The following is a 12,489-nucleotide window of genomic DNA, read 5'->3' as shown; positions in this document are numbered from 1 at the left end:
AGCACACTATGAAGAAGAATACTAAACTGGTGGCCGCTGGCCGCAAAACCCAGTACACCAAGGGTGTTGTTAATCCGGTGGTGCAGCGCGCATCGACCGTTGTTTTTGATTCTGTCGCCGATATGCAAGAAGCCATTTCCGAGCGCGGCAAACGCACCTTATTTTACGGCCGTCGTGGCACCAATACGCATTTTGCACTGCAAGACGCCATCATGGAGCTGGAAAATGGCGCTGGTTGTGCGCTGTACCCGTGCGGAGCTGCCGCCATTTCACAGGCGCTGTTGTCTTTTTTGAAAACCGGCGACCACCTGCTCATGGTGGATACTGCGTATGAGCCAACACGAGATTTCTGTGACAAAATCCTGGCAGGGCTGGGGATCACCACAACCTATTATGATCCACTAATTGGCGCTGATATCGAATCGCTTATTCAGGACAACACCAAAGTGCTGTTTCTGGAATCACCGGGCTCTATCACGATGGAAGTGCAGGACGTGCCCAGCCTGGTCAAAGTGGCCAAAGCCAAAGGGGTGATCACTATGCTGGATAACACCTATGGCAACGGCTGGCATTATCGTCCGCTGGAGCATGGCGTAGACATCAGCATTCAGGCTGCCACTAAATACATAGTGGGTCACTCCGATGTGATGATGGGCGTGGCCGTGGCGAACGAAACCTTGTGGCCGACGCTGCGTGAAAACTCTTACCTGCTTGGCCAGTGCACCTCGGCGGATGATGCTTATCTGGCACTACGTGGTTTGCGGACCATGCCGGTGCGCCTGCAACAGCACGAGAAATCGGCACTGCAAGTGGCCAACTGGCTGGCGGGCCATCCGCTGGTCGACCATGTGCGTCATCCGGCGCTCAAAAGCTGCCCCGGACATGAGTTCTTTAAGCGCGACTTTAGCGGCAGTAATGGCTTGTTCTCAGTGGTAATGAAAGAAGGTCACCGAAAAGCCATTAACCGTTTCCTCGACAGCCTGCACCACTTTAAAATGGGCTTTTCCTGGGGTGGCTTTGAAAGCCTGGTAACGGCGAATGCGAGCATGGCGCCGCTGCGCAGTACCACCGGCTGGCAGTACGGCCCGGTGATCCGTTTACACATAGGTCTGGAAGATGTGGAAGATTTGATTACAGACCTGGAGCAGGCGCTTAAGGTGTATCAGGAAAGTTTGTAACAGCAAAGGCGGTGAGCAATCACCGCCTTTTTATACCGGCTACAAGCTCTGGGCGTAATGATATAACGCTTTGAGTACCGCCAGATTTTTTTCATTCCCTTCATGTTCGTACACCAGGTTTTCCAGCGTGATCATAAAGTCCTGAGCGTTAATCGACGGGTTGTCTTCGCCATGCATCAGTTTATTCTGACAGTATTTACGCCACTGTTCCAGCTCGCTGGCAGAGAGGCTTTCCGGCCAGTTTCGGGCACGATAGCGAAACAGCAGGGTGTGAAACTTAGGATCTTCAAACTCCAGGTTTAGCGAGCCCAGTTCGTGCGGCGGCGCCTCGCGTACAATAGCCAGTTTGGCTTTGTCGGCTTTACTGATAAAACCATTATAAAGCTGATAGTCCGGGTTAGTGGTGTCACTGAAATCGCCCTGATCGTTAAACACCTCCGCGACTTTGTCGCGCAGCTCAGGGTGCGATTTCAAAATTTTAAGATTGGCCAGACACTGCTCACGATCAATTCCCAGGCGGGCAGCATTTTCGGGCAGCAGAGTTTTCGCCGGTGCTAATATCGGACATTTGTTCAGGTGAACCAGTTTCAGACCAACCGGCAGTTCATCTTCGCCCAAATCGCTGTGTTTGGTGTATAAGCGCGCACGCAGCTCTTCCACCGACAGGTCCAGCAGCACCTGCGGATCGTTGGTCAGGTTAAAACACACCACGGCATTTTTGTTCACCGGATGAAAACTCATCGGTGCAATCCAGCTGGTGCATCCCTGAGTGGCCGGAATACGAGAAGAAGTATGCACCAGAGGCTGCATGTTAAACACATCAATCAGCTCTGCCAGTGCTTTTTTACCGCGCAGTGAGAAGAAAAACTGATACAGTTTCGGCTGCTTTTCTTTGATAAGCTTTGCCAGTGCAATGGTTGCAGTGACGTCGCTCAGTGCATCGTGCGCATCGGCATGCTCAATGCCATTGGCCTTGGTTAAATCTTCCAGGCGAAAGCTCGGCGTGCCATCTTCTTTTTCTGGCCACACAATGCCTTCAGGGCGCAGCGCATAACAGGCACGCACTAAATCAATGATGTCCCAGCGGCTGTTGCCATTTTGCCATTCGCGCTCATAAGGGTCATAAAAGTTGCGATACAGGCTGTAACGGGTCACTTCATCATCAAAACGAATGCTGTTATAACCGGCCACACAGGTATTGGGCTTACTGAACTCGCGATGGATCTTGGCCATAAACTCACTTTCCGGCAGTCCATGTTTCAGCGCATGCTGCGGCGTGATCCCAGTCACCAGACAGGCCTCCGGCTGAGGCAAATAATCCGCCGCCGGACGACAATACTCAATCAGCGGCTCACCTATAATATTCAGGTCCAGGTCGGTACGGATCCCGGCAAACTGACTCGGCCGGTCCTTCTGCGGGCTGGCCCCCCAGGTCTCATAATCGTGCCAGTAAATTGTGGGGATATTATCAGTTAATTCTTGTGTCGCCATCAGGCTATAAATCCTATTTCAATCAACCTGTTATTCTTATTCAGTGCAGCAGGCTGCTGTTCAGAGTTTGCGGTTTTTAAGCCCAAGTGTGTATACCACTGTGTGTACCGCACGCAATCAGTGTGTGTACGAATGCGTATTCAGCTAAGGCTTGTACAAACTCAAAAGTCTGGAAATCTAAGTCGTTACGTTATTGTCTCATAGTGATGGGTTGGGAGTAAACGGAAGAGGACTGGAGTGGAGCCATATGCTGAGGTGTCAAAAGTTTCTGGGCAGTCGGGTTACGGGTTAATTTGCTTATTCTCAGCTTTAACTGACTACTCTTGTTCATAGAGATCTGGCTGTGTGCCTGATCTCAAAGGATCTATATCGACCTTTCATGCCATTGAGAGCCTTGGCTAAGGGATTGTTTGGCTTGTTTTTAATTCTATTTATGAGTATATTTATATTCCGAAATTAACATTAAGGAAAAGATGTGGCAAATAACAATAATAACACACTCACTTCTTGGTTACTCTAGTGCGCTCGTTCCCAATTCCTCGATAGACTTTCACTGGCATTTAACGTCAGAGAAGGCAGAACTAGTGCGATTTGGCTCCTTCTTGTCGGGAAGGATAGGTTGAGTAAGTTAACATGCTATTAAATTTGAATGATTAAAATTAATTTGGTGTGTTGGCTATTTATCAATAAGATGGACAGGTGATGGAATCATCAAAAAGGGGTCGTCTTCTGGGCAGGATCATTGAAGACTTCCAGAGGTCGATCCGGCCTATGAGACAAGAGAGAAAAATGTCTCAAAAAGAATTAGCAAAAAAAATGGCAGACCCCGTTGATCAGTCAACGATTTCAAACTGGGAAAGCTGTAAAACGCCGATGACACTAGAGCAGGCGCTTGATGTACTTATGATATTCGGTAAAAACTGGGATACATTTTTCAGTGTTCTTTCATCGAAGGCTCAAGAGAAAAACACAAAAATTACTCATTGCACTATTGAAGATAAGTGTAGTGATGAAAAGGGAAAGGTCGAATAAAAATGATATCAGACACAATACTTTTGCTAGTTTTGCTACCTGCTTTGCTTATCGCATGGAAAGATGCAAATGCAAGGTGGCTTATGATGACGTTGCTAGGTATACAGATTATAGATATGTCAATGTATCAAGTCGCTATCACATGGGTGCATCACTACTATCTTTGGTGTTTGGCCTTAAACCTATTGTTCATCATCGTCGTTTTAGGTCGTAAACAGTGGGCGGGAGCTGCGTATTCCTGTTCAAAATTGCCTTTTTTCAAAGAAGTAATCTTAAAGTACAATTTGACCACACTAGAGTGTGCTCTCATTCTTATGTACATGTGTAGCGGAGTGGTTTGCGCTCTCGTATGGGTAGAAGTTCAGCTGTATTCCTTTAAAGTAATCACTACTCCTTATTTATATCATTACGTTTTTACCGTTGCACAATCTGTGATTCATACGTTGGAAATTCTCGCTGTTGCTAGCTACATAACCAGATTACGTGATCAACTCAACAATGGAGCTCTATATGGAAATCATTAATAAAAAACTCTTGTCTCAAGTCTCTGGCGGCGCAGGAGGTGGGGAAGGCAAGCCACCGCTTCCTGCTAATATAATTCTACCACCACCCGTTGAAAAAACTGACGATTAGTATTAATTAAGCATTGCCTTGAAGTATGAATATTTTAATATGTTTGTGATCAGTAACTCATATCTAGGCTTTTTATAGGCGGATTTGCAGGCAAGATGCAAGGGTAGGTAGGTTAGTTATCTTAGTGCGTGCTGACGCTGAACTCCTCGCACATAGCCCCTAAAGCTTGGAGTAATACAACATTCTGAATATCGGAGTTCTATATGCAAGTAATACCAAGAAGCGAGCTGAACAAAGTGCTTGGTGGAGCTGGGGGAGGCGAAGGTAAGCCGCCTCTTCCACCACAGTAAAAAGATCCTACAGTTAAGAAAGTGAGACTGAGTATATTTTCTGGACTGAGCATACAATTCACATAAGTGTCAACTTGTTAGATGGCTGATACTTTTTGCTATTGTTAGATTGTGCTGTCTACGCTTCACAAGGCTAAGATAAGCTTTAATTGTTTTTTTGGTTCGGGCTAATCACACTGCGCAATCGCCTTTTCACTTAAGAGTCAGTCGCCTGGCTGACTCTGCTTAGTCAAAGATAACCGTGGACCAATTTACTAATGCAATATTGCGTTGGCTCCCCATATTGCCTTTCAAGCTCCCAGGTTACCTAATTCACTATACCAAGCGCTCTAATCAGTATCATTCCATCTTACGCCAAATCCGCACTAAAGCGCGGCTTTGCACCTCAGTATTAGACTAAGGTCGTAGAGTATGCTGGCTGTATGATTTTTGTTCTCCCTGTTACTCTGAGAGGGCAGGTCATCAACTCGTTAATCGTCGGCGCGGCCTGTGTTTGCCGACCAATACAACATGGAAAAGGTAATGAAATATAGAAATTTATTAATGGCGCTGCCGTTGCTTGGTGCAATGGAAGTCGCACTTGCGGTGGACTGTAGTCACTTAACTGACTGGCAGGCTCAGAGCGTTTACACCAAAGGGGATTCGGTTACCTATCAGTCGGTAAGTTATACCGCCAAATGGTGGACTCAGAATCAAAACCCCGCCAACAACTCTACCACTTATGCTGTGTGGAATAAGGATGGCAACTGTGACGCGAGTGATCCTGTGCCACAAGTGACGGTGACCTCTCCGAGCAACAGCACGAGCATTATTATCGGAACACCCATCGATTTGGCTGCATCTGTGTCTCATCCGCAAAATGTTGCCATTGAGCGGGCGGAGTTCTTTATTGATGGTACGCTGATCGCGACTGACAATACCGCGCCATATTCTGTGCCCTGGCAGGCCCAGGGATTAGGCAGTCATCAGTTACAAGTGTTTGCAGTTGATGCAACAGGTGGCAGGGGAGAGTCCAGCGCTGTGAACTTTACTGTCGCTGCCGATGACTTCCCACCGGGTGATCCGAACTTTAAAATTGTTGGCTACTTCCCGAGTTGGCAGGGGGCGGTCAGTGATATCCAGTTTGATAAACTCACCCATATCAATTATTCATTCTTGCTACCCAACGCGGATGGCACACTTCAGCCGCTCGAAAATTTAAGTAAAATGACAGCGCTGGTAAATTCTGCCCACGCCAACAATGTTAAAGTTGGCATTGCCATTGGTGGCTGGAATGGCGGGGATGACAGCGCATTTGAAACCTTTGCGGCGTCGGCACAAGGTCGCGCGACATTTGTGCGTGAAGTAATGGCCTTTGTAGAGTTGCATAACCTGGATGGGGTAGATATGGACTGGGAATATCCTGATCCCGGCACCTCAGCCAATAACTACGCGCTGTTGATGAAGGAGCTGAGCGTTGAGCTGCGTGCTCGCGGCAAGTTTCTGACTGCGGCTGTGGTGGCACTGGGCTACACTGGCGGTGGTGTACTGGAGTCGGTTTTCCAGGATGTCGACTTTCTGAACCTGATGGCCTACGACGCCAACAATGCTGATCATGCATCTATGCAGTATGCCAAAGACTCTATTGCATACTGGCAGAGCCGTGGACTGAGCAAAGAGAAAACAGTGTTAGGCGTGCCTTTTTATGCACGTCCAACCTGGAAGAGATATCGGACCCTGGTGCAGGAAAATCCGGCGAACGCCTGTCGGGATAGCGATGGTAGCAGTTACTACAACGGCATTCCAACCATCCGTGCCAAAACCGAATATGCTAAGCTCAATGCCGGTGGGATCATGAACTGGGAACTGTCGCATGACAGCAAAGGTCCGGCTTCATTGTTAACCGCGAAGTGGGAAGTCGCAAACGGGTTAGCACCAAGCTATACCTGCCAATAGGGCATTTATAATCACACAGTTCAGCAGCTAAACCGGCTGCTGAACTGATTTATGCTCAATAAAATTGTTTTAGGGCATCCATATCTGGCAGCAAAGGTAAGTTAGCCAGCCGGTTTTGCCAGTGCTGGATAACCTGGGGTATCTCTTCGTAATGCGGAAGTAGCAAATAGCCGCCCAGTACCACTACGCCTAACTGCAGCATTGAGGCTAACGGCGCACTGGTTGCAACCGGCTTGAGTGCGCTGCCAAATGAGGCTTTCAGCTCATTGTTGTTTATGTCTACCGCGTAACACTCATCCAGAATGAGGTGGGTCAGCATGCCAAAAATAACCATTACGCCACACAGCAGAGCAAAAGGCAGCGCTTTACCCAAGTATAAGGCAATATTAACCGCGATGATGGCAAACATGATCACAGACAATAACGAGTGGCTTGCACCGCGGTGAATGGTGTAGCTTTCAAAGAGCGGTTTCAGGGCATACATAAACAACAGGTAAACGCCAAAGCCAGACAGCCAGATGGTGGTCAGAGAATTAAACTCAACCGTCAGAGGCAGTCCGATTGCGCTGCACAATGCAAATATAGAAAACAAACTGTTGAGTGAGCGAGATTTATCGGCATCGAGATCCGGGAGCAGCCCGGCCAACGCACCGAGGATAAATAACACCAACATATCGCCCATACCGGCAAGATTGGTTGCCAATATCACAGATGATGCGCCAGCACTGACTACCACGGATGCTTTAAAATGAGTTGCAAAATTGGCCACTACATACCTTTTTGAATGAATGGAGACTACATCAGCCACACTGTTCCTCTGTGGCTGCTCTATCACCCTGATCATAATGGCAATTTAAGCGCCTGCCTAGCCATAAAACAAAGGCTTAGTTAAAACGATTGCCATAGCAGCGTAAACCAGGCTACAAACAGGGTAAGGCTGCCAAGGGCAAAAGCCAGTGTGCGCATTTTGAGGTTGTGACCAAGGATGTGCTCATAGCAATGCCAGTAACGGGCGGTAACGAACACGGTACTGAACATATACCAGAGCTGGCTCTCAGCTGCCTGAATATGTAATAGCAACAACAGGCAAATAAACAACAGAGGTAATTGAAACTGGTTGTCATAGCTGTTGGTTAACAGTCTGATCCGTTCAGGAAAGCTCTCCTTACTTACAAATCGAATATCAGCCAGAGATATTTTGCGCTGATAAACTGCGCGAATACGCAGCCCGGCAGTGATCAGCCATAAAAAGGTATAGAGCAAGACTAAAAAGAAGATAGGGATATGGATCCACATAGGATTGTTCCTTTTATAAATAAGACGGACTTTACTTTATCTGAGGACATGGCTAACTTGGTGTGTCAATAATGACTAATTTGGGGTTGAAATTGACATGCGGATCGTACTTATTTGTCCTCCGAAAGTGTTCGCCAGTGCACTGACTGGCGTAATCGACATCTTTAATGTGGCTAATCAGGTCATGGGCAAGTCATTTTTTAGTTGGAAGATTGCAGCGTTAAATCGCGAGTTGCAGGTTACTAGTAGCCAGGGGCTGACGATTCAATGTGATAGCACATTAGAGGAGCTTAGTGACTATGACGCATTAGTCTGGATCGGTGCTCAGTACAATGGCCCCGCCGCTTTGTGGCAACAGTGTAAACAGGTCCGTCAAGCAGTGACAACCAGTGCTACCAAATCATGCCGTTATCATCTGGCTGGTTGCTGTGGTGTAGCCTATTTGGGGGCGACAGGCTTGCTTGATCAACACAGGATCACCGCAAGTTGGTGGCTGGCACCATTTTTTGCTAAGTATTTTCCACATATTGACTTTAAAGCAGACGAGATTGTTTTTCGCAGTAATGAGGTGTATACCGCAGGCGCTGCGCACAGTTATTTACACCTGATCCTGACGTTTATCAGCGATATGGTAGGAAAAGAGGTCGCAGAGAACGTCGCTTCATGGCTGGCAATTCCACAGAAATCATCGAATCAAAACCAGTTTATCCGGCTGAGTGTTTTGCAGGAACACTGCGATGAGCAGATCAGAGCTGTGCAGTCTCTGATAGATGATTGCCTGACAGAAACATTGAGTCTAAAGCGTCTGGCGGAGTCGGTGTATATGTCTGAGCGCACCTTGATCCGGCGCTTCAAGCAACATGTGGGCATGACACCCATGGATTACGTACGACTGGTCCGGCTGGAAAAATCCAAACACCTGCTTGCCAGCTCTAACTTGTCACAGGCGCAGATTGCCTATCAGGTTGGCTATCAGGACCCTCAGGCGCTTGCGAGGCAGTTCAAAAAACACTTTCAGGTAAGCATGAAAGCATTTCGAGAATAATAGTAATTTAGTATATGTTTATGGTGATTACTCTGTTATAAAAGTATTAAATGCTATTGCGAGTACTGCAATTATGAATACTCACCTGACTCTTGTGGCTTTTTGTTTGACCACTTTGGTTGCCTGTGGCGGCGGCTCATCAGAAAGCAGCCCGACCACTAATAATACCTCATCAAATACCACAACAGATACACAGACCTCTTCACAATCTGGTGGCAATGCCACAGACCCCTCGTCGGAACAAGGGGATAACACAGATCCGCAAGCGGGCGGTGACGGAGGAGATGATACAGACTCGCAAGCAGGAGGTGAGAGTGAAGATGGCACAGATCCTGGAGGTGAGGGTGATCAGGGAGAGGGTGACGGTGAGGCACCTGAGCCGGAAAACACCCCGCCTGAAGTAGTCGTCGATATCACTCAGCCTGAGGTGGTAAAAGGTGCCCCCCTGACTTTGTCAGCCAATGTTGAAGATCCAGAAGATACTGCATTTAGCTATCTCTGGCGTCAGCTGAGCGGACCCGAAGTTGAGCTGGGCGATGTCACGGGGCCAACCCTGACTGTGACTTTGCCTGATACATACCAGGCTGCGGCGGACAGCTATCAGTTTTCAGTCACAGTGACGGATCCTCAGGGTGCTGAAACAACCACCATGATTGATGTCGAAGCCAGTAACGCGATGTCACCCACCCAGGCCGCGATGTTGTTGCACCAGGGCACGATGGGGCCAACACTTGAAGAGGTGAATGCTGCTACGGGTATCAGTGAAACGCAGTGGCTGGATGCACAAATGGCGTTGCCGGCGACCTATCATTCACCATTACTGGAGAATTACCCAGGCAGAGATACGCCTCATCAGATAAATCGGATTGATGCCTGGTGGAAAGCGACTCTGAATGCAAATGACCAACTAAGGCAGCGGGTGGCGTTTGCCTTAAGCGAGATACTTGTGGTCTCGGATGCAAACAATGCACTCAGAGGTGAGCCGGAGGGCATGCTGGCATATTATGATCTCTTGCTGGAATATGCATTTGGCAATTACCGGGCACTGTTAGAGGCTGTCACTTTGTCGCCAGTGATGGGCACCTACCTTAGCCACCTTGGCAATGAAAAAGCGGATCCTGAGCGAAACATACGGCCCGATGAGAATTATGCACGAGAGGTCATGCAGTTGTTCACTATTGGCCTGGATATGCTAAATCAGGACGGCAGTATTATGCAAGATGACAGCGGCCAGCCAATCGCGACTTATTCTCAACAGGAGATAACCGGGTTTGCGCGTGTCTTTACCGGCTGGACGTTTGCTTATTCGGCGCGCTGGGACCGTCCGAGCCGCAATTACAGCCTGCCCATGCATGCTTTTCCCGAGTACCACTCTGAACTCGAAAAAACCTTGCTCAATGGTGCAGTGATCCCGGCCGGGGTGGGACCAGAAGACTCCATGCAGCTTGCACTGGACAACTTGTTTAACCATACCAATGTGGGCCCGTTTATCAGCAAACAGCTTATTCAGCGTTTAATTACCTCTAACCCAACACCACAGTACGTAGAGCGGGTAGCAACCGTATTCAATGACAATGGCAGCGGTGTGCGAGGCGATTTAAGTGCTGTGATCCGCGCCATCTACCTTGATGACGAGGCGCGCCGTTATGGCTCGGTACTGGCATATCAGGGCAAAATTAAAGAGCCTTTACTAAAAGGAGTTCAGCTGTGGCGCACATTGAATGCGCACAGTGAAGAGGGTAACTATTTTACCTGGAACCTGGATGACAGATATGGTCAGGGTCCTATGCTATCACCTTCGGTATTCAATTTCTTCAGGCCAGATCATCAGCCGGCAGAGCTCAGTGAGCAGGGACTGTTCGCCCCGGAACTCCAGATAGCTAACGATGCTGCGATGATAGGCACTTTGAACCAGCAATATGGCGATCTTGTCTGGCGTATGGCTGAGCGTCACGACACTTTAAATCCATCGGCAATCTATTTACACGGCCAAAGTGACATCAGTTTGCTCGAAACCAGCGGTCTCAGTGCGTTGCTCGACAGGTACAATCTGTTGTACTTTGCGGGCAACATGTCACAGGCAAGTCGGGATGCATTCATTGAGCTGGATGAGTACTTTGCCAATCGAAGTGCGGCAGACAGAGTCGGGCAGCTGTTGTTTATGGTGTCATTATCACCCGAATTTAACGTGCAGTATTAGGAGCCAGACATGATGAACAAAAGCAGAAGAGAGTTCTTATCATTATGCCTCAAGGGCGGCGTGTCGGCGGCAGCGTTGACCAGCCTGCAGCTTCAGGCACTATCGGGTAGTGTTGAGCAGCGCAGTTTTTCAGACTATAAAGCCTTGGTATGCGTGTACCTGTACGGCGGAAATGACTCCATGAATATGCTGGTCCCGTTGACGGGTGAGCAGCGCAGCTGGTACGAAGCAAGTCGGCAAAATTTGGCGGTGCAAGAGGCAATTTCGCTCACTACCGCCAGTGAATTTGAAGGCGGGGTTGGTCTGCATCCGGCGATGGCACCCTTACAGTCCTATTTTGATCAGCAAAATCTGGCGTTTGTGGGTGGTGTAGGTACTTTAATCGCGCCCACCTCATTAACGGATTACCAGGCCAAAAGTGTACCATTGCCGCAGCATTTGTTTTCGCACAATGATCAGCAGGCAACCTGGATGCATGGTCAGGAAAAACAAACGCTGAATACCGGCTGGGGAGCAAGATTATTAGAGCGCCTGGAGCAGGGCAGCGTATTTGGCAGTAACATCACCATAGATGGGGCTAACCCCTGGCAAACCGGCACCAACACCAGTGCATTTGCCTTGAGCAAGAGTGGAGTCAGTAAAATTAACGCGCTGAGTGGCTATGAGCCAAGGGTGGAACATGTGCGGCGCGTTATGCAAACCTTGTTTAGCCAGGCTTCACATCCTTTGGCATCGGCGTATGCCAGCCGTTTAAACGGGTCTATCGAACATACCTTATATATGAACACTTTGCTTGAGCAGGCGCCAACCTTAACCACGGAGTTTGGTGAATCAAGCCTCTCAGCCCAGTTAGCTGCGGTGGCAAAAACCATCAGCATTCAGTCGCAGCTCGGCGCACAGCGGCAAATTTTCTTTGTGTCTATGGGTGGTTTTGATACCCATGATAACCAGGAATCGACGCACCCTGCGTTGCTGGGCGCGTTGGCAAGCAGCCTGGGAGAGTTCCAAAATGCGCTGACCGAGCTGGGAGTGGGCGATCAGGTCAGTACATTTACTATGTCTGACTTTGGCCGTACTCTCACCTCGAACGGCGATGGTACCGACCATGGCTGGGCAGGTAACCAGCTGGTGCTGGGTGGCGCCGTTAAAGGGGGCGATGTGCATGGGGCCATGATGGCGCAGCGGCTGGATGGCCCTGATGATGTCGGCGGTGGACGACTGATCCCGACCTACAGTAACGAGCAATACTTTGCCCCGCTTGCACGCTGGTTTGGTCTTGGCGAGAGTGAGCTAACGGATTTATTCCCGAACCTCAGCAACTTCGATGCACAGGCGCTTTCTTTATTTAAAGCCTAGCCTTTGGTTTGTCTTGTGTACCAGTCATGTTAG

The 12,489-nt window shown here is 48.7% G+C and carries 10 protein-coding genes; 7 read left to right on the top strand and 3 right to left on the bottom strand.

Going from position 1 to position 12,489, the window contains the following annotated elements; all coding sequences use genetic code 11:
• The first annotated feature begins 8 nt into the window (after positions 1–8).
• Positions 9–1,178, top strand: coding sequence for a cystathionine beta-lyase (locus C3B51_RS16150; RefSeq protein ID WP_130245732.1), 1,170 nt, complete (start codon positions 9–11; stop codon positions 1,176–1,178).
• A gap of 39 nt (positions 1,179–1,217) precedes the next feature.
• Here C3B51_RS16150 and sbcB read toward each other — a convergent pair whose 3' ends face one another.
• Positions 1,218–2,669, bottom strand: a complete 1,452-nt coding sequence (gene sbcB, locus C3B51_RS16145; protein ID WP_130245731.1) for an exodeoxyribonuclease I — start codon at positions 2,667–2,669, stop codon at positions 1,218–1,220.
• A gap of 702 nt (positions 2,670–3,371) precedes the next feature.
• On the opposite strand from sbcB, the gene C3B51_RS16140 reads away from it, so the two are divergent.
• The 3 genes from C3B51_RS16140 to C3B51_RS16135 all read left to right on the top strand — a co-directional run bounded on the left by C3B51_RS16140 (position 3,372) and on the right by C3B51_RS16135 (position 6,559).
• Positions 3,372–3,701, top strand: a complete 330-nt coding sequence (locus C3B51_RS16140) for a helix-turn-helix transcriptional regulator (RefSeq protein ID WP_130245730.1) — start codon at positions 3,372–3,374, stop codon at positions 3,699–3,701.
• 510 nt (positions 3,702–4,211) lie between these two features.
• Positions 4,212–4,334, top strand: a complete 123-nt coding sequence (locus C3B51_RS24090; RefSeq protein ID WP_276319649.1) for a hypothetical protein — start codon at positions 4,212–4,214, stop codon at positions 4,332–4,334.
• An 812-nt stretch (positions 4,335–5,146) separates the two neighbouring features.
• Positions 5,147–6,559, top strand: coding sequence for a glycosyl hydrolase family 18 protein (locus C3B51_RS16135; RefSeq protein ID WP_130245729.1), 1,413 nt, complete (start codon positions 5,147–5,149; stop codon positions 6,557–6,559).
• A gap of 55 nt (positions 6,560–6,614) precedes the next feature.
• Here C3B51_RS16135 and C3B51_RS16130 read toward each other — a convergent pair whose 3' ends face one another.
• Together C3B51_RS16130 and C3B51_RS16125 are read right to left on the bottom strand one after the other, a co-directional pair.
• On the bottom strand, positions 6,615–7,328 hold the full coding sequence (locus C3B51_RS16130) for a metal-dependent hydrolase (protein ID WP_164519304.1): 714 nt from the start codon (positions 7,326–7,328) through the stop codon (positions 6,615–6,617).
• A gap of 119 nt (positions 7,329–7,447) precedes the next feature.
• Positions 7,448–7,855 (bottom strand): MAPEG family protein, encoded by a 408-nt coding sequence (locus C3B51_RS16125; protein WP_130245727.1) that lies wholly within the window; start codon positions 7,853–7,855, stop codon positions 7,448–7,450.
• A 97-nt stretch (positions 7,856–7,952) separates the two neighbouring features.
• On the opposite strand from C3B51_RS16125, the gene C3B51_RS16120 reads away from it, so the two are divergent.
• The 3 genes from C3B51_RS16120 (at position 7,953) to C3B51_RS16110 (ending at position 12,456) form a co-directional block, all read left to right on the top strand.
• On the top strand, positions 7,953–8,900 hold the full coding sequence (locus C3B51_RS16120) for a GlxA family transcriptional regulator (RefSeq protein WP_130245726.1): 948 nt from the start codon (positions 7,953–7,955) through the stop codon (positions 8,898–8,900).
• A 73-nt stretch (positions 8,901–8,973) separates the two neighbouring features.
• A complete protein-coding gene (locus tag C3B51_RS16115) occupies positions 8,974–11,100 on the top strand; it encodes a DUF1800 domain-containing protein (RefSeq protein ID WP_130245725.1) in 2,127 nt (708 codons plus the stop codon).
• Positions 11,101–11,112: 12 nt separating this feature from the next.
• The gene (locus C3B51_RS16110; RefSeq protein ID WP_130245739.1) at positions 11,113–12,456 is read left to right on the top strand and encodes a DUF1501 domain-containing protein; all 1,344 of its coding nucleotides are present in this window, start codon (positions 11,113–11,115) and stop codon (positions 12,454–12,456) included.
• Positions 12,457–12,489: the final 33 nt, after the last annotated feature.

Source organism: Pseudoalteromonas rubra, assembly GCF_004212645.1.
Classification (GTDB): Bacteria; Pseudomonadota; Gammaproteobacteria; order Enterobacterales; family Alteromonadaceae; genus Pseudoalteromonas; species Pseudoalteromonas rubra_G.
The sequence above is the reverse complement of the archived record's forward strand: the minus strand, read 5'-3'. Positions and strand labels throughout refer to the sequence as shown.

Coding starts and splice junctions, on each gene's coding strand:
- C3B51_RS16150 (WP_130245732.1), top strand. CDS start 9: ATGAAGAAGAATACTAAACTGGTGGCCGCTGGCCGCAAAACCCAGTAC.
- sbcB (WP_130245731.1), bottom strand. CDS start 2,669: ATGGCGACACAAGAATTAACTGATAATATCCCCACAATTTACTGGCAC.
- C3B51_RS16140 (WP_130245730.1), top strand. CDS start 3,372: ATGGAATCATCAAAAAGGGGTCGTCTTCTGGGCAGGATCATTGAAGAC.
- C3B51_RS24090 (WP_276319649.1), top strand. CDS start 4,212: ATGGAAATCATTAATAAAAAACTCTTGTCTCAAGTCTCTGGCGGCGCA.
- C3B51_RS16135 (WP_130245729.1), top strand. CDS start 5,147: ATGAAATATAGAAATTTATTAATGGCGCTGCCGTTGCTTGGTGCAATG.
- C3B51_RS16125 (WP_130245727.1), bottom strand. CDS start 7,855: ATGTGGATCCATATCCCTATCTTCTTTTTAGTCTTGCTCTATACCTTT.
- C3B51_RS16120 (WP_130245726.1), top strand. CDS start 7,953: ATGCGGATCGTACTTATTTGTCCTCCGAAAGTGTTCGCCAGTGCACTG.
- C3B51_RS16115 (WP_130245725.1), top strand. CDS start 8,974: ATGAATACTCACCTGACTCTTGTGGCTTTTTGTTTGACCACTTTGGTT.
- C3B51_RS16110 (WP_130245739.1), top strand. CDS start 11,113: ATGAACAAAAGCAGAAGAGAGTTCTTATCATTATGCCTCAAGGGCGGC.